Annotated in this window: 23 protein-coding genes and 1 pseudogene; 20 read left to right on the top strand and 4 right to left on the bottom strand. The window is 46.9% G+C overall.

The genetic code is table 11. From position 1 onward, the window contains the following. The first annotated feature begins 62 nt into the window (after positions 1–62). Genes EJF25_RS10375 through EJF25_RS10365 form a run of 3 tightly spaced genes read left to right on the top strand, consistent with a single transcriptional unit; the run spans position 63 to position 2,071 of the window. Complete coding sequence (locus EJF25_RS10375; RefSeq protein WP_441381807.1) at positions 63–818, top strand: nucleotidyltransferase domain-containing protein; 756 nt, start codon at positions 63–65, stop codon at positions 816–818. After that, entirely contained in the window at positions 799–1,539 is a 741-nt protein-coding gene (locus tag EJF25_RS10370) for a class I SAM-dependent methyltransferase (RefSeq protein WP_007897427.1), read from the top strand. The genes EJF25_RS10375 and EJF25_RS10370 overlap by 20 nt, the downstream gene beginning before the upstream one ends. Before the next feature lie 37 nt (positions 1,540–1,576). Beyond that, on the top strand, positions 1,577–2,071 hold the full coding sequence (locus tag EJF25_RS10365; protein WP_125041101.1) for an HD domain-containing protein: 495 nt from the start codon (positions 1,577–1,579) through the stop codon (positions 2,069–2,071). 159 nt (positions 2,072–2,230) lie between these two features. Here the strand turns inward: EJF25_RS10365 and EJF25_RS25080 are convergent, their stop codons facing one another. Both EJF25_RS25080 and EJF25_RS10350 read right to left on the bottom strand, forming a co-directional pair. Then, entirely contained in the window at positions 2,231–2,683 is a 453-nt protein-coding gene (locus EJF25_RS25080; protein WP_007664626.1) for a hypothetical protein, read from the bottom strand. 40 nt (positions 2,684–2,723) lie between these two features. Beyond that, the gene (locus tag EJF25_RS10350) at positions 2,724–3,026 is read right to left on the bottom strand and encodes a hypothetical protein (RefSeq protein WP_007664625.1); all 303 of its coding nucleotides are present in this window, start codon (positions 3,024–3,026) and stop codon (positions 2,724–2,726) included. Positions 3,027–3,691: 665 nt separating this feature from the next. On the opposite strand from EJF25_RS10350, the gene EJF25_RS10340 reads away from it, so the two are divergent. Then, positions 3,692–3,892, top strand: a complete 201-nt coding sequence (locus EJF25_RS10340) for a hypothetical protein (protein WP_007837439.1) — start codon at positions 3,692–3,694, stop codon at positions 3,890–3,892. A 153-nt stretch (positions 3,893–4,045) separates the two neighbouring features. On the opposite strand, the gene EJF25_RS10335 is transcribed toward EJF25_RS10340, so the two are convergent. Further along, positions 4,046–5,332, bottom strand: a complete 1,287-nt coding sequence (locus tag EJF25_RS10335) for an IS1380-like element ISBaov1 family transposase (RefSeq protein WP_007664617.1) — start codon at positions 5,330–5,332, stop codon at positions 4,046–4,048. A gap of 139 nt (positions 5,333–5,471) precedes the next feature. Between EJF25_RS10335 and EJF25_RS10330 the strand changes: the two are divergent. The 4 genes and pseudogenes from EJF25_RS10330 to EJF25_RS10315 all read left to right on the top strand — a co-directional run. Continuing rightward, positions 5,472–5,969, top strand: a pseudogene (locus tag EJF25_RS10330) (SIS domain-containing protein); the annotation flags it as partial. Beyond that, positions 5,966–6,154, top strand: coding sequence for a hypothetical protein (locus tag EJF25_RS10325; protein ID WP_005816226.1), 189 nt, complete (start codon positions 5,966–5,968; stop codon positions 6,152–6,154). The pseudogene EJF25_RS10330 and the gene EJF25_RS10325, both read left to right, overlap by 4 nt. A gap of 234 nt (positions 6,155–6,388) precedes the next feature. Then, positions 6,389–7,531 carry an ImmA/IrrE family metallo-endopeptidase gene (locus EJF25_RS10320; RefSeq protein WP_007897423.1) on the top strand — a complete coding sequence of 381 codons (1,143 nt, stop codon included), beginning with the start codon at positions 6,389–6,391 and terminating at the stop codon, positions 7,529–7,531. Further along, positions 7,522–8,079, top strand: coding sequence for a DUF4411 family protein (locus EJF25_RS10315; RefSeq protein ID WP_005816230.1), 558 nt, complete (start codon positions 7,522–7,524; stop codon positions 8,077–8,079). Before EJF25_RS10320 ends, EJF25_RS10315 begins: the two co-directional genes overlap by 10 nt. Before the next feature lie 162 nt (positions 8,080–8,241). Here the strand turns inward: EJF25_RS10315 and EJF25_RS10310 are convergent, their stop codons facing one another. Further along, entirely contained in the window at positions 8,242–8,871 is a 630-nt protein-coding gene (locus EJF25_RS10310; protein WP_007837448.1) for a M23 family metallopeptidase, read from the bottom strand. A 220-nt stretch (positions 8,872–9,091) separates the two neighbouring features. Here EJF25_RS10310 and EJF25_RS10300 point away from each other — a divergent pair, with 220 nt between their 5' ends. From EJF25_RS10300 to EJF25_RS10245, 12 genes are all read left to right on the top strand, one after another. After that, the gene (locus EJF25_RS10300) at positions 9,092–9,853 is read left to right on the top strand and encodes a DUF4099 domain-containing protein (protein WP_005816235.1); all 762 of its coding nucleotides are present in this window, start codon (positions 9,092–9,094) and stop codon (positions 9,851–9,853) included. A 23-nt stretch (positions 9,854–9,876) separates the two neighbouring features. Next, a complete protein-coding gene (locus EJF25_RS10295) occupies positions 9,877–10,101 on the top strand; it encodes a hypothetical protein (RefSeq protein WP_005816237.1) in 225 nt (74 codons plus the stop codon). Between the two features lie 37 nt (positions 10,102–10,138). Further along, entirely contained in the window at positions 10,139–11,734 is a 1,596-nt protein-coding gene (locus EJF25_RS10290; protein WP_005816239.1) for a hypothetical protein, read from the top strand. 30 nt (positions 11,735–11,764) lie between these two features. Then, positions 11,765–12,907, top strand: coding sequence for a toprim domain-containing protein (locus EJF25_RS10285; RefSeq protein ID WP_005816242.1), 1,143 nt, complete (start codon positions 11,765–11,767; stop codon positions 12,905–12,907). After that, on the top strand, positions 12,904–13,389 hold the full coding sequence (locus tag EJF25_RS10280; RefSeq protein WP_005816244.1) for a PH domain-containing protein: 486 nt from the start codon (positions 12,904–12,906) through the stop codon (positions 13,387–13,389). The genes EJF25_RS10285 and EJF25_RS10280 overlap by 4 nt, the downstream gene beginning before the upstream one ends. After that, the gene (locus EJF25_RS10275; protein ID WP_005816246.1) at positions 13,370–14,071 is read left to right on the top strand and encodes a hypothetical protein; all 702 of its coding nucleotides are present in this window, start codon (positions 13,370–13,372) and stop codon (positions 14,069–14,071) included. The genes EJF25_RS10280 and EJF25_RS10275 overlap by 20 nt, the downstream gene beginning before the upstream one ends. 17 nt (positions 14,072–14,088) lie before the next feature. Further along, positions 14,089–14,772, top strand: a complete 684-nt coding sequence (locus EJF25_RS10270) for a hypothetical protein (protein ID WP_005816248.1) — start codon at positions 14,089–14,091, stop codon at positions 14,770–14,772. Between the two features lie 93 nt (positions 14,773–14,865). Continuing rightward, positions 14,866–15,528, top strand: a complete 663-nt coding sequence (locus tag EJF25_RS10265; RefSeq protein ID WP_005816251.1) for a hypothetical protein — start codon at positions 14,866–14,868, stop codon at positions 15,526–15,528. A 15-nt stretch (positions 15,529–15,543) separates the two neighbouring features. After that, positions 15,544–16,365, top strand: coding sequence for a M23 family metallopeptidase (locus EJF25_RS10260; protein ID WP_005816253.1), 822 nt, complete (start codon positions 15,544–15,546; stop codon positions 16,363–16,365). Between the two features lie 32 nt (positions 16,366–16,397). Beyond that, a complete protein-coding gene (locus EJF25_RS10255; protein WP_007897422.1) occupies positions 16,398–16,670 on the top strand; it encodes a hypothetical protein in 273 nt (90 codons plus the stop codon). A gap of 9 nt (positions 16,671–16,679) precedes the next feature. After that, a complete protein-coding gene (locus EJF25_RS10250; RefSeq protein WP_005816255.1) occupies positions 16,680–18,479 on the top strand; it encodes a hypothetical protein in 1,800 nt (599 codons plus the stop codon). A gap of 82 nt (positions 18,480–18,561) precedes the next feature. Then, entirely contained in the window at positions 18,562–21,018 is a 2,457-nt protein-coding gene (locus EJF25_RS10245; protein WP_005816257.1) for a MutS N-terminal domain-containing protein, read from the top strand. The last annotated feature ends 1 nt before the right edge of the window (position 21,019 follow it).

Here is a 21,019-nt window from a genome sequence, read left to right as displayed (position 1 = left end):
TTTGACTTTTTGTGTCCAAAATATTGACATAAGACCAAGGTACCCATACAGAGGATTCTGATATAGATATCGGAATTTATTACAATCAAGAATCATTTGACCTGACAGCGATTAATCAAATTGCTACAGAATTGGATGATGAGAATAGAAACGACCTTGTTGTACCTCCCGGAGCGTGGGGGGATTGGGTTAATGGCGGCGGATGGTTAGTTATAAACGGGTATCATGTTGACTTGATTTTACGTGATATAAAACGGGTGGAACAAATAATCAAAGATACGGAGCAAGGAATTGTTACTGCCAATTATCAGACTGGGCATCCCCATGGTTATATAAGTGCTATGTATCGTGGAGAATTGGCGATCAGCAAGATACAATATGCTAAGAATGAAAGCTTATGCGAATTAAAAAATCAGGCAGAAATTTACCCTGGTGCTCTAAAGAAGAGCTTGATAAACTTTTTTATATTTGAAGCAGAGTTCTCTTTAATGTTTGTAAAAGCAAATGCGGGAGCAGAGGATAAATATTATATTGCAGGCCATGTTTTTCGTATTATTTCATGCTTAAATCAAGTACTATTTGCATGCAATAATGCTTATTGCATTAACGAAAAGAAAGCTATAAAACTGCTTGAAACTTTTGAATATAAACCTGAAAAATATGCCGAAAGGGTTAATCATATTTTTGAAGTACTCGGTCTTTCACTTTTTGAATGCTACGATATGACCGAGAAGCTTTATAAAGAAGTGAAAAAAATTGCAACGGAGATAAATAACTTTTTAAACGAGGGGAATTCAGATGAAAGAAAACAAATATGATGATAATATATTTTTTCAAAAATACAGTCAAATGAGTCGCTCACAGCAGGGACTAGCCGGTGCAGGAGAATGGGAAACATTGAGAAAGCTGCTGCCGGATTTTAAAGATAAGCGTGTGCTTGATTTAGGATGCGGCTATGGATGGCACTGTATTTATGCGATGGAACACGGTGCTTCTTCTGTTGTAGGTGTTGATATTTCTCATAAAATGCTCGAGGTAGCCAAAGAAAAAACACATTTTCCACAGGTTGAATATAAATGCTGTGCTATAGAAGATGTGGAATTCCCAGAGGAGAGTTTTGATGTAATATTAAGTTCACTTGCGTTTCACTATGTAGCAGATTATGAGATTTTAGTAAAAAAGATATATAGAATACTGAAGTCTGGTGGTAAGCTAGTTTTTACGGTTGAACATCCTGTTTTTACTGCCTATGGAACACAAGACTGGCATTATAACGAAAAAGGAGAAATACTGCATTTTCCGGTGGATAATTATTATTATGAGGGCAAACGGACAGCTGTGTTTTTGGGAGAAAAGGTTACAAAATATCATAGAACACTGACCACATATCTAAATACACTGCTTTCAAATGGTTTTATAATAAATCAGATTGTGGAGCCGCAGCCGCCGGAAAACATGATGGATATTCCGGGGATGCAGGATGAAATGCGCCGTCCCATGATGCTGATTGTAGCGGCCAACAAAAAAATGGATAGATAGAACTAAAACACCTATAAGGTATAAATGGAGGTAATTTATGTTTAAAGAAAAAATTATTATAGAGATGAAAGAAGTATTCAAAGAAATTCCTTTTGGCATAGAGCATACTCTTAAAGTTTTGAAAAATGCAGAAGATATAATGAACGGAGAAAATATCGGAGAGGAAGAAAAAGAATTCATCAGTATTATTGCTATACTACATGATATTGGTGCGGTTGAAGCACAAAAAAAATACGGTTCTATTGATGGTGTCTATCAAGAAAAGGAAGGACCAGCAGTAGCGAAAGAAATATTAAAAAAGGTAGGCTATAACAAAAATATTGATAGAATATGCTTTATAATAGGCAACCATCATACTCCATCTAAAATTGATGGACTTGATTTTCAAATACAATGGGAAGCTGATTTGCTTGAAAATTTAATGGTTATGGATAAAGAAAAAGAACAGGAAAAGATAAAAAAGTGTATAGGTGAAAACTTTAAAACAAACACAGGGAAAAGGATAGCTTATAATCGCTTTATTTTAGATTAGTAGTAGATTATTACAGTTATGTATTTTACTCAAGTTTCGGATTTAGGTTTTATGCAGTCTGAGCGATCAGTTGCATGGCCTTGAACCTGCGGTTATCCCGTATAATTTGCTCCATCAATTCGTTCTCGTCAATGGTAAAAATCTCAGCCACGATTGCTATTACATCAATAATGATTGACCAGATCTTTTCCACGACGGTGAGCTCGTGTACGCCTTCATATATATCGGCGAACAATCCTCCAATGGTCTCTTCACCATGCTCTTCAGGCGCTCAAGCTTGGATACGAAATACTCTTCCTTGCGTTTTTCGGTCTGGCAGTCTCTGTCACGCTTGCGGTTGTAGCGCCTCTCGCGCTGCCGGGCCGTAAGACCTTGTTCCTTGCCATCGACCTTCCCTCTCTCGCCGTGAATCGAGAAGTCCACGACAAATTGAGAGCGGCCGTCGCTCCAGCACAGGGCCAGCAGCTTGTAGCCGAGAATGCACCGCTGAAACACGTGCGAGAATATCTTGCCAATACACTCCATCCTCAATCCGGTCTTCGGCAGGTCGGAATCATCCACAATAAGCACTGCCGGAAGATGGCTCTTTTGATAGTCTTTCCTTATGGTCACGGCCTTGATGAGATGACAGGCGATGTGCCAGATGATGTTGCTAGTCTATATTGTCCTTGGCCATAAACGAATAGAGTAGGTCCTTCTTACCCCCGAACAGTTTCGAGATTGACGATCCGGCATAATGAGAAAAACCCGGGACGGCCATAAACGGCAGAATCAATATGATCTGGAAAAGTTGAAGGTTGGTAAGCTGACAGTTCTCACGTTTTTTCCCTCCGAGATCTTTGTCTGAAATCCTCATCCCCTCAAGGAGGGTCATAAACTTGGAAAATGCGGGATTGATTCGTTTTCCCGTGAAAAAGTTGCGGATCTCCGATGGAATTTTTGTAATTTTGCTCATGGCTTTGAGTGATTGTAATTAGTTGTTTGGGCACCTCTAAATTACTAAATTTCCGTGACATACGGAAATCCTCAAAGCCTTTTTTATGCCCAAATCTATCCTCTCAACCTAAATCCGAAACTTGAGTAAATTATAATTATGAGATGCTACGTGCTTTTGTTCAATATACCCTAAACGTCGATTTAAATGCGCCTGTGATAAAGGATTTAGTTGAAAAGTATAAGGATATAGAACAATTTAATAGGAGCATAACAGATAAATACGTTGCAATATGTAAACGCTTTTAATATTTGAATTTAGCCGTTTATGTAGAATGAAGGTGTGCAAACAAACAGACCCTGAAAAGGGTCTCACCCCCGTTAACCGCAATGTCAAAGACTTGCGGATGGCCAGATGACTCCTATACATCCGACCCCAACGGGGTCGAACCATATAATCTGTAGAAAGGTTCGACCTCCGTTGGGGTCGTGGATTGGGAAGGCACTTCGACCCGCACATTGTATCATGTGCGGTTACTTGAAGTTCGACTCCCGTTGGGGTCGATGGCTCGTCGTTATTCTGAATCTTAGCAAATCCTCTCTTTTTTAATGAACTGTGTGCTTGATCACTGAAAATAATCCTTATTTTTGCCACGAGAGTTTTACGAAAGATAAATAGATAAAGTATTGGAAAAGAAACATAACTGTCAGCAGTGCCCACTGAGGCGGCGATACGACCGTTCACCCAAGTCATTGTTGGGTCGTTTTTGGCGATGGCACATCAATTTCTGTCCGGGATGGAAAGCCTATTTCCTGTCGCTGAGCGAAGAGGAACGGCATGTATTGAGAAAGCAATACGCTTTTCATAAGCCTCAAATCCGCAACTAAGTCCTTCATCGTCCTATTTACGTGTACACGTTCTCTCATTACTGAATTATTAGATAAATTGAGGCTGAAATACCCACTTCTGCCTACAATACCCCCTTACCCCACAATGCGACTTGAGACAATACGCAGTATCATACCCATAAGTTGTAGTCGTCATCCAAAATCAGTCTGGAATACATCTGCGTAAGCATTATTACAGGTATAGATATTCAGCACATACCACCTTGATGTTCTGATCCATTTGGCTGGTACAGAGACAAATCTGAAGACAAACGCTTTTATGCGACTTGTTTTATTGGGTCCGAACCTCTTTACGTCAAGTCTTTGGATAATGACCTTGTAGAAGTTACGGATAAGTGCTGTAAGAAGAAGGAACACTGTGTTCTCTGCCATGAAGGATTTGGGCAATCTGGACCATCCGAAACCATTGTTCATGTCATCGAAGATGCGCTCCTTTCCTCCGCGGAGGTTATAGAACTCGACAATCTCTCTTACGGAAGGCTCGTAGTCGTTGGTCAGGATGCAGCGGTATGTGTATTCTCCTTCCCAGAGGTCAAGCTCACCGTCCATCCGTTTCCGCCTTTGAATCACAAGCCGGTATGTCTTGCCTTTCCACTTCTCTACAAGAATGGAATTCAGCTCAAACTCAATGCCGTTGATTTCTCCCCTCTTCCAGCCTCTGAGAGCGAAGAGGTCATTGTAGAGCGAACTACAGCGGTTGGCACGGATATAGAAGGTCTTGCAGTGGGTGGCAACCTCTTCCACGATCTCTTCAGAGCACGAGCCGCAATCAGCTCTGAAACGATTGATAACAAGATTGTTCTGTTCAAACCTTTCGAAGAATCTCTTCAGCGTGTCCTTCTGATGGAAACGGACGTTTGTGTTGCCGTCGCTGTTCTCAATGCCGACAATCAAATCTCCAATAACCGCCACACCTGGTCGATAACCAAGGAACTTCTTGTATGTATGCTTTGCATCATATTTCTCTGTTTCTATGAACTGGTGGTCGAAATCAACATCATACATCTCACCCTCTTTCAGCTGACCAGCTGCACACATACAATTGAGCAGTAAGGTATTGAGGGTGTCAGCCGTATTGAAATCGTAGTTCTTACCCGTATCTGACGTGTATGAAATGTTCTCCTGCGTCAGTTCCTTTATCGCTCTGAGGATAGTGTCAGAGCTGCAGGTACGAAGTGTCGGATGAAGCGAGAGATGGGGCATCAAATGAGTTGTGACATCCTCAATACATGAGCCGCCACAGAAGTAGATGCTCATGAGAGAACGGATGATTTCGCTGTATTGATAACCATACAGCCTGCATCTTAGACCGAGGGTTGTGTCAATTACATATGACAATGTGGAGTCAAATTGCTCCATCATTGCAAATATTCCTCCAAAAGGAGTGAGTTTCTCAGATTTTATTGCTTTCTTTGCCATGTCTGTCGGGTTTGATACATATTTTGATTTGCAACACTAAGATAGGTGAAAAATCTGACATGACAAAATCCTGAGCAACTTTTTGTTGCTCAGGTACTTAAAAAGTTATATTTATAATAGTGTTGCGGAATTAAGGTATATAAAAGATGTGTTGGGACTTGCTGACAAAATCAAGAACTTGTCGAAGATATACACCTATGCCCGCAACTTCCTTTATCTCGGTCGTGGGTACAACTACCCCACCGCCCTTGAAGGTGCGTTGAAGCTGAAAGAAATATCCTATATCCATGCGGAGGGTTATCCTGCTGCGGAAATGAAGCATGGACCGATTGCACTTGTAGATAGCGAGATGCCCACGGTGGTCATTGCTCCAACGGACTCGCTGTATGACAAGATAATCAGTAATGTAAGGCAGGTGAAGGCGCGTGGCGGTACGGTTGTCGCCATCATTACCAAGGGCAATGACGCAATGAAGGACATCGCCGACCATTGCCTTGAAGTGCCCGACGTACCCGAATGCCTTACACCTCTCGTTGTTTCCGTCCCATTGCAGTTGCTGGCCTATTACATCGCCATCAACAAGGATAGGAATGTTGACCAGCCAAGAAACCTTGCTAAATCAGTTACCGTAGAATGAATAGAATATTATCACTTATTGTTACCATCCTCTTTGCGTTGTGCATTGAGGCTGGCATCTTTATGCTTATTGCCCACTGGTGGGGCATGACTGCGGCCATTACCGTGATAGCCATTGAATGTGTGTTAGCCTTATGGACAGTTTACGAAATGAGACATGCGAGTGATGAACCAGTTGATGAATAACATTGCAGGCTGTGGTTAGAACGAAAAAGGCTAAAAACAAAAGGACGGGTCGATGATTCGTCCTATTTTTGTGTCTTTTTGGTGGCGAAATGTAGCGATTTAGCAAAATAAACATAAATTCCAGTGATATTCAGCATGAAAATTCGCCCATTTAAGTGAAAATGTGTAATTTTGCAACGCAAAATTGTGCCTAAGCATTTGCATCAAAACAACAATAGTTCAATCGAGGCTGATATGAAAGTAGAGATTAACAAGAAACGTTTAGAATACCTGCTGGCATTATACAAGATGTCGGTGGATGACTTGTTGTCTCTTCTGAACAAAGGCAGGAAACGGATAACAGGAGCCGCAGACATCAGTGGAGATTCTATTGATTTGGGGGTGTTGAAGCGTATAGGTGAGATATTCGACAAAGAAGTCAGTTTCTTTCAAGACTATTCTAAGTTGTCAACCAATGCAAGCAGCAGTATCTTCTTCCGCAAGACCTCATTCGGAACAGAGCTGAACTTGGAGTCGATCCGTACTGTAAACCGATTCGAGAGTCTGAAAAACGCTTTGGATGCATACAACAAACTGTCGCAACTGGATGTGAAGTTTGACATAGAACACTACACCCTACAAGATGACCCTAAGACAGTAGCCGTACGTGCAAGAGATTTTTTTTATCCCGGGGAAACTGTCAATCATAGGCAGTTTCTTGTGAAGATGATAGAAAAAATCGCCGATCATGGCATTTTTGTCTTTGAATACATAGAGACATGGAACAAGAAAGAGAAAACCAACATTGACGGTTTTTACCTTAAGCCCAATGTGATAGTGCTTAAGCATCATAAGCATTACAAGCGAGAAATATTCACTCTGGCGCATGAATTGGGGCATTGTCTATTGGGGATTGAAGAAGTGGAGTCGGTGGACATGATGGACATCTCGGCACAGACTTCATACAGTGATGTCGAAAGATGGTGCAATGATTTTGCATATCAGTTCATTATGGGACAAGAAGCAGAAACACTTGCTAACATAGCATGTGTAGATTCCCGTAACGACTACTGCATTGACCTCTTCAAGGCTATCAGTGCACGGACGCACATTAGCCGTCTTGCCTTATATACAAGGATGTATATCGACAGGAAAATCAGCTATTCGAGCTACAGCAATGTCAAGAGTGAATTGGCAGAGGAATACAGAAGAAGAGAGGAACAGGAAAAGTTGAAAAACTCTGAGAAGAGAGGCGGGCGAACACCAAAGCCCATCATTTCTCCGCTATTCTTGAAAACCATGCAATATGCCTATTTCAATGGAGTGGTCAACGAGACCACTTTCTGTTCGAGACTCAATGTCAAACCAGCAAATTTTGAGAGGGAGTTATGGCGATAGTTGTTGATACATGCTCATTGGTGATGATTGCCAAGAATTATCTTCCCTTGGATAAGGACGGACAGTTGTACTCATTCCTGGAAGAGGCGTTCTCCCGCAAGGATTTGATGCTACTTGATGTGATTCTGGATGAATCAAAACGCACCTCCAAAGGAATTGCAGTTGAAAAGATGCCTTTCCTCAAAGACAAGAAATTGGTCATTCCGACAAAGGATCTATTTCCATGTGCCCCAGAGAGATTCAGCAACATGATAGACAACAATTTCTGTGTAAGACTGAAGAAGCAGGAACTGACTGAAGAAGAATACATAGAGCAAAAGGAAGAATACCTTAAAACAGGTGATGCTAAGATTATCATTTATGCACTGAATGTACGACACTCGGACGCTATCCATCTGGAAGAGATGCAAGTAATGACGGAGGAAACAAGGCAGCAGAATGACGGTAAGTTGTTCAAGAAACTTCCTTTGTTGTGTGAGCAGATAGGGATTGGAACACTAACCGTTTCAGAATATCTGCATAGAAACGGGTTCTTTATTGACAAATAGCATAGATATTAGTATCATCTTATGACATCTTTCACGAAATCATATTATATTCGTGAATAAAACACTTGTTTTTCAAGAATAGAAATTGTTGAGGATTAGATATTTAAGACATTATTGCAATGCGGAAGGGGTGATGTGAACGACAAAAGACAAGGCGTTCTATTAGAGTGGATGCTTGATAAGATTGAGAAGAATGGACGGGTCGATGGCTCGTCCTTTTTTTGTGTCTTTGAGTGTGAGGTGCAGGTGGGGACCAGTACTGCGACCACTGTTGCCTGTCAGCGCGATGATGATGCCGGGACGGACGTGGGTGCCTTTGGTGACGAGAGTTTGGGAGAGGTGGCAATAGCTGACGGTGAAGTCGCCGTGACGGAGGGTGACATAGAGGCCTGAACGTTTGTCCTTGCCTACCTTGATGACCTCGCCGTGCATCATGGCGTATGTGGGTTCGTAATTTGCCTTCAAATCAAGCCCGTTGTGTAGGGCTTTTCTTTTTGTAAATGGGTCTCTGCGGTAGCCGAAAGGGCTGGTGACAGAGATATGACGGAGTGGACTGACAAGTGCCGTGTGGCGGTCGGTCTGCTCCGTTTGGGTTTGTAATGGGGCAAAGGCAAGAGAGTCTCGCCGCTGATGCGGCGAGCACGGAGGCAGTTGTTCGGATGTTGCGGACTGCGTCGTTTTTGGCACAGCCTTGCGGTGTACCTTAGTCTGTGTGACGGTATTGAACTGAGCGCATACTGTTGCTGATGAACAGAATATTGCTGCTATTGTGATGAGTAGAAATCGTTTCATGGTGCAAAAGTAACAAGCAATTCTTTGACTGGCATAAAGAACAAAGGGAAGACAAGAAGATTGTAACATAATATAGCAATCGAGTTTGATTTTTGAGCAGAAATCAAACTCAAATAATAATAATCGTCAAAAATAACACGCATTATCTTATGCAATTCTGCTTGTCTCTGAATAGGTATATAACTTTGCATGAGTTTAATTTCAAATTCAAAGTTAAAGTATGAAGCAAGTACGATTTGAAGAGAGCGAGGTGCCTTATCAGACACTGGCTCGTTTTGGTCTCACACAAGAGAAGATTGAAGACCTGCCCATGTGGGCGTTGGAAGATATTGGTCAGGGACGACGTTCACCGTTGCTGCCCATTCAGGTGAATAATGATGAGGGCGAGACATTGAAGAGCCGCACCCGATTTGCGTTGGTCCGTATGGAGGACGGCAAGGTGGATGTGGTCTTCTATCCGCAGTTGGAGAAATCACCATTGGAGGCTTTTACTCAGGAACAGCAGGAGGACTTGCTGGCTGGAAAGGCTATCCTTGCCGATGTTAAGGATGCTGATGGCAGGAGCAGCAAGGCTTTCGTGCAGATTGACACGGAGACCAATCAGGTGATGTCGGTACCTACGCCTGTCATCGGGCGCAACTTGGAGGTGCTGAAGGATGAACTGAAACTGAGTTCGGCAGAACTGACCGTGATGCAGAAGGGTGAGCCGCTCACGCTCATCATGGAGGACGAACAGGTGACGGTGGGTATTGACCTGAACGATAAGACCGGCATAAGGATTAATCAAGGCGACAGTCAGAAGTGGAAGGAGAACACCAAGCGAGAGTGGGACAAATACACCTTCGGGTGCTATGGCTGTTGGGTAATGGGCGATGACGGTAATCTTGACTATGTGCCTGAAGAGGAATACACGGAAGAACTTTGGAATGAGCAGAAGAAGAATGGAGAGCGCAACCGCGCCTCTTTTTCCATGCACAAATAATCTACACATAATATAATAAGTATATGGCATCAAATAAATATTATCCAGAGGATGTGCTCGTCGAGAAGATACAGAGCGGCGAGTACGGTTGGTTGGAGTATGTCAACCATCATTCTGCTGAATGGCAGGAAGAATATGAGAGCTATTGTCTGAACAACGGACTCTGCATTTGTGAAGAGAGTGCGGAGCAGTTTGTCCATCACAAAGATGAGGAACTGGAGAAGGCAATAGAGAACGGTGAAGCATGATAAATGAAGAGTGAAGAATGAAGAGTGAAGAATAAGTATGGCGATAAGAAAGAATACGAATCCCCAACAGATGGACCTGCAACCAGAGATGCGTGACTTGCTCATGCGCAATGGTATGCAGGCTCATGTGGTGAGTAATGGCAGCGGCTATCAGCTTGTGGTGCAAGGGCATGACAGTCCGCTGCTTACCTATAACATCACCGAGAAGCAGATGTTGGCTCTGACCGACTGGGGTACGAATCATGCCAACAAGTTAGCCTACAATACCTTTACGGGCATTGTGGGCAACGACTTCTATATGCCCAAGAACTTCGTTCATGCACGCAATGCCAACGGTCGTGTAGCTATGGGGCTGCACGGCTATCGTGTTGGTATCGGCGAGTATGGACGGATGGGGCGCATCGATATGCCACCACCCTTTTTAGGTTGGACACCACGCAGTCAGGAGGGATTCCATCTTCGCAGAGTTGGAGGACGATTGTTCTTCCCCGAAGCCCCGATTGTGCCTGAACGTTGGGACGGCAGAATGAAGCCTGGCGAATTGCAGAGCGGCGGTTATGGGTTCTATTATAAGGGACAGCAACAGAGTTATAGCCCTCAGCAACAGGATGTGCTGAAAGATTTGGAGGGAATCATAATGCCTTCCATCAGCCGCACGAGAAGCACGGAGCCAGCCAAGCCTTATAAGGAACTGATTACCTCGCCTGTCTATTTCACCAATGAGAAGTGGCAGGAGTGTCTGGCATCGCATGGCATCATCATTGATGAGAATGCGAAGACGCTGACCATTCAGTCGAACAGCGTCAATGCCGACATGGTGTATGACCTGACAGATGAGGAACTGAAGAAACTCACCTCCAACTCCATCAAGGAAGTGCCCGTCGTTCAACGCTTGGAACTGCTGAATGGCATCATCAAGGACGACTTTGCTGACAAAATCCTGATGGACACACTGAATAGCAAGGAGCGCATCGACCTGCATCTGCATCCCGAACTTGAACAGGAGTTGCAGCAGCGTCAGCAACAAGACGAGGAACGGTTGCTTCCGTTGGAAGAGGACGAGACTGTCAGACGTGACGTGTTGCAAGGCGATGCCATGGTGAGAGGTGAAGACCTTGCCTTGATTAATGAGAACAAGGGTTGGTATCGTGAGGGAGCGCATGGGCGTGAAGTGAAAGTCGGTGACATCATGGTGGAGAAAGTGCCTCCGATGGAGGGAGATAAGAAAGGCGAAGATAAGTATCGCATGACCGCCATTATCAATGGAGAAGCCATCACGCACGAAATCAAGCAGAAGGACTACGACAAGTTCTTGGCGGTGGATGACTACCATCGCATGAAACTCTTCTCCAAGGTTTTCAGTGAAGTGGATATGAAGACACGCCCCGAAACCAACGCCGGACTGGGCACGAAGATATTGGCGGCTCTGACGGCAGGAGCAGTCGTTACAGCAGAGGTGGCGCATGACATAAGCCACCATCATCACCATCCAGCCCCGGAGTTCTATGCAGAGCATCATGGCGGTCCACGTCCTTACTTCAAACCGGGAGTGGATTCGCCACAGGAGATTGCGGCAAGGTACTTTGAGGCAGAAGCAAATCATGTTGCCACGGAGATAAGGAGAGGATATTAACAATGTATAATTTACAATTTATAATTTATAATGAGTAGTGAACTGACATACGATGACTTTCTGGACAGGTTGAGCATACAGGAAGTACTGGTGGACGCAGGGTATCATCTGAACAAGAGAGATGGCTTGCGTTATCCGTCGTATGTGCGTACTGACAGTGAGGGCAGACGGGTGCGTGGTGATAAGTTCATTGTCACGCAGAATGGGAAATGTTGCTTCCAACCACCGCAGCAGAAGGTGTATAATGTCATTTCGTTCATCAAGGAGCATCCAGAAATGTTTTCAGAGAACAAGGTGGGAATGTCTCCTGACCGACTCGTCAACCTCGTCTGCAACCGACTGCTCAACCAACCCATAGAGGACAGACCATCGAAGATTACAGAACCAAGAAAGGACGGAAAGCCATTCAACCTGAATGACTACGACATCCACAAGTTCAATCCGCAGGACAGGGAAACGCAGAAAAGGTTTTATCCCTATTTTAAGTTCCGAGGCATCGACCTCTATACGCAGTATGCTTTTCATCGGCATTTCTGTCTGGCTACTAAGCATCGGACGGATGGACTTACCTTTGCCAACCTTGCCTTTCCGCTTGTACTGCCCAAGACACCCGACAAGACTGTGGGCTTTGAGGAACGAGGACGACCGAAGATGGACGGTAGCGGCGGTTACAAGGGCAAGGCAGAAGGAAGCAACAGCAGTGAAGGACTGTGGATTGCCAACCTCACGGGCGAGCCGTTGGATAAAGCAAGCGAAATTGTATGGTTTGAGAGTGCCTACGATGCCATGGCAGAGTATCAGATAAATCCTGTAAAGATGGTGTATGTATCTACGGGCGGCACACCCACCGAGGGACAGATGCGAGGACTTCTGTCCGTTACTCCCAACGCACGGCACTATTTGGGTTTTGACAAGGACGATGCAGGGCGGCAGTTTGTTGCAAACTTCAGGAAGGTGGCAGCAGAGATGGGCTTCCGTCACGAGCATGTGCAAGCCTATCATCCATTGGGTTGCTACAAGGACTGGAACGATGCGCTGCTCAACAAGAAATCAGCAGAACTGATTGCCAAGGGCGAACCAGATACCTTCGACTATGCCGAGTTTATCGCAGCCGGCAAGGCAGAGAAACAAAGGGAAAAAGAAGAAAAGAACACATATCATAGAAGCGTATGAGACAAGAAGATAATAGCATCATCACCTTGTGCCCCAGCATCGGACAGTTTTTCATCAACGAACTGCCTCTGTTGCTGTTGTGCGTGGCAATGCTCCTAATCGGAGGATTGCCCGGTTGTGCATATAGTACCCTGTTGCTTGTCTTCAGCCTCCTGTTCTCCCTCTGTTTACTCTACCGATTCATCTATCTGAGGAGTATCCGCTACCATATCGGGAGCGAGCAACTCATCTGTGAGCACGGAGTGTTTCAGCGGAGCGTGAACTACATGGAGTTGTACCGAGTGGTGGACTTTGCCGAGCATCAGACATTGATACAACAGTTATGCGGACTGAAAAGCGTGACCGTGTTGTCGATGGATAGAACGACACCGAAACTGGAAATGACCGGCATCAGCAACAGCTATGACGTGGTGAGTGTGATACGAACAAGAGTAGAAACGAACAAACGAAGAAAGGGCGTATATGAGATTACGAATAGATAAGATTTGGTTCATTGTCGTGGCATTGGTACTGAGCGTGCCGTCAGCCCATGCACAGATTGTGACTGCCAACCCTTTGGAATGGATGGCATTAGCAGAGGGCAACGAAGCCATCAACGGTGAGATAGAGAAGGAAATCAAAGGTCAGACCAAGACTGCCCTGTTGCAGAATACCATCGCCGCAGAGTTCACCAAGATACACGAATGGGAGAAGAAGTACAACAGTTATCTGAAAACCGCCAGTGGTTATGCCTCTTCCCTCAAAGCCTGTACCTATCTGTACGACGATGGAGTGAAGATATTCATCACCTTGTGTAAGATGCGCAAGGCCATCAACAATAATCCGCAAGGCATCGTTGCCACCCTCTCGATGAACAACCTGTATATGGAGACCGCCACGGAATTGGTGTCCGTCTTCACACTGCTGAAAGATGCAGTCGCCAAAGGAGGCAAAGAGAACATGCTGACTGGTGCGGAAAGGAGCAAGACGCTGTGGGCACTGAACGACAAGCTGAGTGCCTTCAGCAAGAAGCTGCATCGTCTTTATCTGTCTATACGATATTACACCATGACCGATGTGTGGAACGGCGTGACGGCAGGGATGATAGACCGAAGCAATGGAGAGATAGCCACCCAAGCCCTTAGCAGATGGCGCAGAGCAGGACGTATGACCATCAGTGATTAACGATAAAGGAATCAGTCATGAAGTATTTCATATCAATTGCCATTTTTATGTTTATATCATCTTTTGCAGGAGTGCGGGCGCAGAACGACCCGACTCTTGCGGGGATGATTCTGATGTACACCAACAAGGCGGAGAAAGAACTGAAGAATCAGGAGAAAGTGATGCTGCTACAATCCACCGGCCATATCTGGACCAAGGAGGAAGTGGAAGCCACTACCGACCTGCAGCGGGAGTTCAACAACTATCTGGACTCCTTCCGTTCCATCGTCAGCTATGCCGCACAGATATATGGTTTCTATCACGAGATAGGTCAGTTGGTGGACAATATGGGTGGATTGGTGGCGCAGTTGGATGCCCATCCTGCCAACGGACTTGCCGTAGCCCTGTCAGCCAAGCGCAACAAGATATACCGCGAGCTGATTATGAACAGCATCGAGATAGTTAATGACATACGCACGGTATGCCTGTCGGGCAACAAGATGACCGAGAAGGAGCGTGTGGAGATAGTCTTCGGCATCCGACCCAAACTGAAGAAGATGAACAAGCAGTTGAAGCGACTGACGAGGGCGGTGAAATACACCACCATGGGCGATGTTTGGATGGAGATAGACGAAGGGGCAAGACCCACCAAAGCGAACAAAGCCGAGATAGCAGCGGCTGCCAAGAGGCGGTGGAAGCAGGTGGGCAAGAACGTAAACTGATGGAGCAGCGAGAGCAGAGCCGAACTTGTTCGAGCTATGCCGAGTCGTGACAGAAGAAGACGAAGTCAAACCGTGATTAAAAAACGATAAGATATGGGATTTTGGAGTTCATTATTGAAATATGGTGGCAAGGCGGCACGAGGTACTGGCCATGTCATCGGAGTAACTGGAAAGACCTTAGGCAGTGCGGCACTCCACCCGCAACGCACCCTTATGGGAGCCGGCAAGGCTATGCAGACGGCCGCAGTGGGTAGTGCCGCAGGCTATGTGACATGGGAGAAGCTGACCACAGACAAGAGCGTGGCACGCATCGTAGGTGATGCTGTCATCGGCGAGAATGCCACGGAAGCGGTGGCACAAACCGCCAACGATGTGCAACGTCTGACGGGCAAGGCTGGTGAAGCCGTTGATGCGGTGAACACTGTAGCCGGAAAGATGGACACCCAGTTCAGCGGCATCAGTGATTTCTTTAGGAATATGTTCGGAGGCGTAGGATGCGACATGATAGGCAATCTCTTTGGCAATATCGGCAAGGGCAACGTGTCGGGTATGAGCATCGTCGGACTGGTGGCTGCCGCCTTCATGGTATTCGGACGCTTTGGTTGGATGAGCAAGATTGCGGGTGCCCTGCTTGGAGCGATGATCATCGGGAACAATTCTAAGGTGGCGCAAACTCTGCCTAACAGAGGCGGTACGTCTTCACATGGGCAGAACATGAAAGAAGCAGAGACCCAAAGCAGAGGGATGAAACGATAACCAATATACAGTGATATGAGATATACAGAAGAAATGATACTGCGCTCATCGAGCGGCTACTGTATGCCGTTTGAGGAGCCTATAAAGCAGGACGTGCAGATGTCCTTGGGTTACGGAGAGCAGAAAAATCCCGTGACGGGAGAAACATTCTTCCATCACGGCATAGACTTCTCAGTGAACCATTACCTGCTGTCGGCGGTGGCAACGGGAACCGTCTCTGCCATTGGGTCGGACGCGGAGCATGGCATCTACCAGACCATCCGCTACGGCAAATACGAAGTGACTTACAGGCATCTCTCCAATGTCTTCGCCAACTTCTCCCAAAGCGTCAAGGCCGGTCAGACCATCGCCATCAGTGGCGACCTGCTGCACATGGAGGTGAGGTTTGACGGAGAGGAAATCAATCCGTTGGAGTTCCTCACCATGCTCTACGGCAATATCAAGGCATTGGAGCACAATTCCCAAATGGGCATCAATGAACTGGACATGAACATCCCTTCACCCTACGACACCGACCGTCAGGAGATAGAGGCATTGATGCTCCGCTTCCTTCCCTCCTACTTCGAGGACCTTCAACAAGGAGCATACTCTCTGCCCGAACATACGGAGCAGTCGTTGAGAAACATCTTCTCGTTGGGAGCGAGCAAGCATTATTTCTACGAGACCATGCCGAGCATGGCTAATCCCTTGGGCATCGGCAACCGCTGTATGCCTTTGGCGACTAAGGTGCAGAACCTGCTCATTGCCGACTTTCTCAACTATCTTGCCATGCGACATCAGGTATATCTCTCCACGATGGACGAGGTGTTAAAAAAAAACTCCAAGAGCAAGCCCTGACGCATGACGGCATCATCGACCCTCTTGCCGACTTGGACGTGGATATCCAGAGCTTCGACATTCCGAGGATAGTGAGCGTCTATCCCGACCGGGCTGGCGTGAGATGGTGGACAAAGGCATGGTTCAATGGTAAGGAAGAGGGGGAACCCTCCGTGGAGATTGAGGAACGTATGGCCGTGCAGTTCATCCACTGCCAAGTGGACAAGGACGCATGGTTGGAGGAACACTATCCTAAGCAGATGGAGATATATCACAATGCCATCGAGCAGACAAAGGAACAGATATTACAGCAGTATAATATATAAACAAGGTATATGGCAGTTAAGAACAGTCAGCGATTCGCAGAGATAGAGCGTCTGATGGGCGACTACTTCGGGTGTCACCTTGCCCCCGTGATGGGCAGGGTGCAACGGGACTTGTCCAACAGACAGGCAGACGAGATGCGAGCCTACTCCAACAGTACGGCTGGCATCCTACGCTCATTGGCCACTGCCAATATGCCTGGTGATGACCCATACGCCACGCTGAAGATTACAGGCAAGTGGAACAGCAAGACCACCGAAGACTATCTGGCGATGTGCAAGGAGGCTATTGTCGGCAACAAGGATATGCAGCGTGACCTTGCCGTGATGGCTGAGGAATGGCGCAAGGCGGTGGTGACGGAGATAGGACGAGAGCGGTACGATGCACTCTCTAAACAACTCGGTTGTGATTTGGCATACGCCTATATCGATCACCGCATGGAGCAGCTGATGATAGAAAAAATGGTGAAAGACCGTATGCCAACATCTTCTGCCGACTATATCATCCGCAAGGCGGCACAAAGCAGTCTGTTCGGTCTGCCCTACGAACTGAACAAGTCACCCCTTGCCGCAGAGATAGAAGCCAAAGGAGAGGCAGCCTATAAGCCCTCTCGAACAGAGAAGGCAGCGGGATGGGCAGCCGGAGCGGGTGCCGATGTCGTGGCCATGGGAGGGATTGGCTCATGGGCAACCTTCGCCAAGTTTGTCGGTATCGATATGGTGATGAATGTCGGCATGGAGCACCTAAGCAAGAAAGGTAGCAGCCAAGAGGTCTGTGTCGAGGAGTGTATCAGCAAGGGAGTTTTCGGTACGGGCACCAACGTCTTCGCCTCATTCCGCAAACAGGCAAAAGTCATCAAGAACCACGAGAACAGCTATATCAAGGCTACCAACAGCCATTTCAAGAACAAGATTCCCACGAGCAATATCACTTTTATGGATTGGACGAAACAAACCGAGCAGACCTCTTTTCCTTGGAACAAAGGTACGTTCCTTGACCCTCAGAGAAACGAAGCAACCAAACGTACAGGCAAGTACAAGGATGTGCCCTTGATAGTTGCGCCTGGACAGGAAGACGAGTATCTGGAGGTTAAGGCGAGACTGGATGCAGAGGCTGAGAAGGAGAAGAAGGCAGAACCGAAAGAAACTCCTGATTCATCGACTGAAGAGGCAACACCATCTGTAGTCCAGCAGGAGGAAACAGCCTTACAAACAAACGAAAATGGATGGGACGGGCTGTTGCAGAGTTTTGGACTGAACGGCTTTTCAGACATCGGCAAGAACCTTGGTTATGTGTTGGCGATGCTGCCCGATGTACTGGTGGGACTGTTCACTGGCAAGACAAAATCGCTGAATATGGACAATAGCCTCCTTCCTTTGGCCTCTATCGTGGCTGGAATGTTCGTGAAGAATCCTATACTGAAGATGCTGTTGATGGGTATGGGAGGTGCCAATCTGCTCAACAAAGCGGGACATGAGGTGCTGGGCAGGAAACAGCAGGAAGGCATTGCACCTACAGTTAGTCCTGCTGCATCTCGCATTCAGTACCGCCAATATCCTGATGAACCACTCAATCCTCGTATCAGCAACCCGATGCTGCAAGGGCGGTGTCTCGTTGCCAACATTGACCATGTGCCTTGTACCATTCAACTGCCTGACAGTGTGATTGGGGCGCATCAGTCGGGGGCATTGCCGCTGAATACATTGGCTAACGCCATACTTGCCAAGAACGACCAGATGCGACAGATGGCAGCAATGCAGTACGAAGAGCAGGCACGGGAGAGCGTGGTGCGACCGAGGGGAATACAGTGAAGCCCGACAACAAAATTGTCGGGAACGGTGGCTTGGTAAGCCAATTATAGAATGTGATTGAGATAAACAAAAAGATAAAAGCATGAAAGAGAAATCAGAATTTGAGAAGCGGACGGCGGAGAAGCAGGTGTCGCTGCTCACTGAGGCACTGACGAGTGCGGTGGATGCCAAGGGACATTGGTTGAATGCAAGCGGCAAACTCTATCCGAAGCTCTATCCCAAGGGCTTTTCGGTCAGTCCGTTCAATGCCCTTGTCCTTGCCCTTGACTCCGATGCCAAGGGTTGCAAGAGCAATCTGTTTACGCAGTTCTCCGAAGCGAAGGCACGGGGTGAGAGCGTGAGGGAGCATGAGAAAGGTGTGCCGTTCCTGTATTACAATTGGAATAAGTACGTCAACCGCAACAATCCCGACGATGTCATCACCAAGGAGGCATACGCAGAACTGTCGGAACAGGACAAACAGCAGTACAAGGGAGTGAAAAACCGTGAGATCCGTGTGCTGTTCAATATCGACCAGACGCTACTGCCTATGGCTAACGAAACAGCCTACACTACGGCATTGAAGAAGGATGGCACGGTGGAGGATAGAGGTTATGGCGACAAGGAGGACAAGCAGCTGCATGGGTGCGTCAACGGATTCCTTCAGAAGATGAAGGACAACCTCGTGAATGTACGTCAGGACGGCACGGGTGTGGCGCACTACGACACCGAGAAGGATGTCATCTACCTGCCACGGCAGCGTGACTTCGAGCACTACAATGACTATGTACAGGAGATGATGCGTCAGTTGGTGTCTGCCACCGGTCATCAGCAGCGGTTGGCACGTGAGGGCATGGTCATGAAGAACGGCAAAGCCCCGTCGGAGGATGCCGTGAAGAAGGAACGACTCATCACTGAGATAGCTTCGGGCGTGAAGATGCTCGAACTGGGACTGCCTGCCCGTCTGTCAAAGGACAGCCTTAGCATGGTGGACTATTGGACGAGGGAACTGAAGGAAGACCCTTGTCTGATTGATGCCATCGAGAGTGAGGTGAACGGTGCGCTGAAGGTGTTGAAGAAAGCCGAACTGGGTGAAAAGGTGGAGTATGCCACCGACCAGCATCAGCGAGAGACGGCGCAGATACAGGTGCAGTTGCCCAACCACTACTTCGTAGCAGACGAAATCAAGCAGCATCCCAACGAGGAGCAGCGTACTGTGGTCATCGTGCGTGATGATGCCAGCAAGACCGCCGATGTGGTGCTGCCACAGGGTGCATCGTTGGAGGTGAACAACGAGATCAAGGGCATGAACAAGCAACGCTTCACCAATGCCTTGCAGAAAGAGGGTTATGACAACGTGCGTTTCTACAATCCCGACGGAGCCTTGGGCTTCCGTCCCGACGACAGTTATTTCGCCGACAAGAAAATCACGGTATCAAGACTGCGCAACTGGTCTATCGAAGACCTATCCTCGTTGGATGCTTCTGAGGCCGTAACCCACAGCCGTGACATCGGTTTCGACAATGTGCAGTTGGTAAAGGATGACAAGGAGCGGTGGGCATTGTACATCAAGCCCGAAGGTAAGGAGGGCTTTGCCGTCTATCCCGACAAAGGAGACCTCAATCATTTCTTCACCACCTTGAAGCAGTCGATGGACAACATCGAGCGTGTGCGTGAGGAACTGGCACAGAAGTATTATGCTATGGCAGAGGCGAAACCCGACCTGAAGGTGGACATCTTCGGAGGTAATGAGCAGGAGGTTGATTTGAACCGCATCCAGCGTGTGGCAGTATTCCGTGCCAAATCGGGCGAATGCCTGTGTGCAGCCACTATTGACGGCAAGAAGTTGCAGCCGAGAAGTGTCAGTCCGTCACAATGGCAACGATTGTGGGTGGCTCCTGACAGGGATTCCTACAAGCAGAACCTTGCCGCCTCGCTGTTTGCTGATGTATTGCAGAAAGACAACAATGTCGAGCAAAGTACACAAGAGAAGCAGGAAGAAGCGACGGAGGTGAAGCAAGCGGAGACGGCAATTGTCGATAAGCATGATGAACAGAAGGAAGTGGTACTTAAGGAAGATAAAAGCTCTGAACAAAGGGAAGAGAAGAAACAAGAGGAAAAGAAAGAAGAAAAGAAGGATGAAAAGGCTGTCAAGGCTGCTGTCTCTCCCCTTGTCCAACAATATCTTGACTTGAAGAAGAAGCATCCTGATGCCATTCTTTTGTTTCGCTGCGGTGACTTCTATGAGACCTACAAGGATGATGCGGTGAAGGCATCCAAAATATTGGGTATTACGCTGACAAAGAGCAATGGGCGCAAGGATGATGAAGGCAAGCCGTTGGCAATGGCAGGATTCCCATATCATGCCCTCGACACCTATCTGCCGAAGCTCATTCGTGCTGGTGAACGGGTGGCCATCTGTGACCAGTTGGAAATGCCGAAGCAGACAACATCATCGAAGCGTGGAATTACGGAGATGGTGTCACCTGGAAAAGAGACAGGAAAGCAGATGGCACAGGAAAGTCAAGAAACAGAACAACACACCAGTCTAAGGAGATAGG

The organism is Bacteroides faecalis (assembly GCF_003865075.1).
GTDB lineage: Bacteria > Bacteroidota > Bacteroidia > Bacteroidales > Bacteroidaceae > Bacteroides > Bacteroides faecalis.
The sequence above is the reverse complement of the archived record's forward strand: the minus strand, read 5'-3'. Positions and strand labels throughout refer to the sequence as shown.

Coding starts and splice junctions, on each gene's coding strand:
- EJF25_RS10320 (WP_007897423.1), top strand. CDS start 6,389: ATGAAAGTAGAGATTAACAAGAAACGTTTAGAATACCTGCTGGCATTA.
- EJF25_RS10350 (WP_007664625.1), bottom strand. CDS start 3,026: ATGAGCAAAATTACAAAAATTCCATCGGAGATCCGCAACTTTTTCACG.
- EJF25_RS10335 (WP_007664617.1), bottom strand. CDS start 5,332: ATGGCAAAGAAAGCAATAAAATCTGAGAAACTCACTCCTTTTGGAGGA.
- EJF25_RS10280 (WP_005816244.1), top strand. CDS start 12,904: ATGAGACAAGAAGATAATAGCATCATCACCTTGTGCCCCAGCATCGGA.
- EJF25_RS10365 (WP_125041101.1), top strand. CDS start 1,577: ATGTTTAAAGAAAAAATTATTATAGAGATGAAAGAAGTATTCAAAGAA.
- EJF25_RS10270 (WP_005816248.1), top strand. CDS start 14,089: ATGAAGTATTTCATATCAATTGCCATTTTTATGTTTATATCATCTTTT.
- EJF25_RS10250 (WP_005816255.1), top strand. CDS start 16,680: ATGGCAGTTAAGAACAGTCAGCGATTCGCAGAGATAGAGCGTCTGATG.
- EJF25_RS10315 (WP_005816230.1), top strand. CDS start 7,522: ATGGCGATAGTTGTTGATACATGCTCATTGGTGATGATTGCCAAGAAT.
- EJF25_RS10295 (WP_005816237.1), top strand. CDS start 9,877: ATGGCATCAAATAAATATTATCCAGAGGATGTGCTCGTCGAGAAGATA.
- EJF25_RS10260 (WP_005816253.1), top strand. CDS start 15,544: ATGAGATATACAGAAGAAATGATACTGCGCTCATCGAGCGGCTACTGT.
- EJF25_RS10325 (WP_005816226.1), top strand. CDS start 5,966: ATGAATAGAATATTATCACTTATTGTTACCATCCTCTTTGCGTTGTGC.
- EJF25_RS10290 (WP_005816239.1), top strand. CDS start 10,139: ATGGCGATAAGAAAGAATACGAATCCCCAACAGATGGACCTGCAACCA.
- EJF25_RS10245 (WP_005816257.1), top strand. CDS start 18,562: ATGAAAGAGAAATCAGAATTTGAGAAGCGGACGGCGGAGAAGCAGGTG.
- EJF25_RS10265 (WP_005816251.1), top strand. CDS start 14,866: ATGGGATTTTGGAGTTCATTATTGAAATATGGTGGCAAGGCGGCACGA.
- EJF25_RS10300 (WP_005816235.1), top strand. CDS start 9,092: ATGAAGCAAGTACGATTTGAAGAGAGCGAGGTGCCTTATCAGACACTG.
- EJF25_RS10370 (WP_007897427.1), top strand. CDS start 799: ATGAAAGAAAACAAATATGATGATAATATATTTTTTCAAAAATACAGT.
- EJF25_RS10275 (WP_005816246.1), top strand. CDS start 13,370: ATGAGATTACGAATAGATAAGATTTGGTTCATTGTCGTGGCATTGGTA.
- EJF25_RS10310 (WP_007837448.1), bottom strand. CDS start 8,871: ATGAAACGATTTCTACTCATCACAATAGCAGCAATATTCTGTTCATCA.
- EJF25_RS10285 (WP_005816242.1), top strand. CDS start 11,765: ATGAGTAGTGAACTGACATACGATGACTTTCTGGACAGGTTGAGCATA.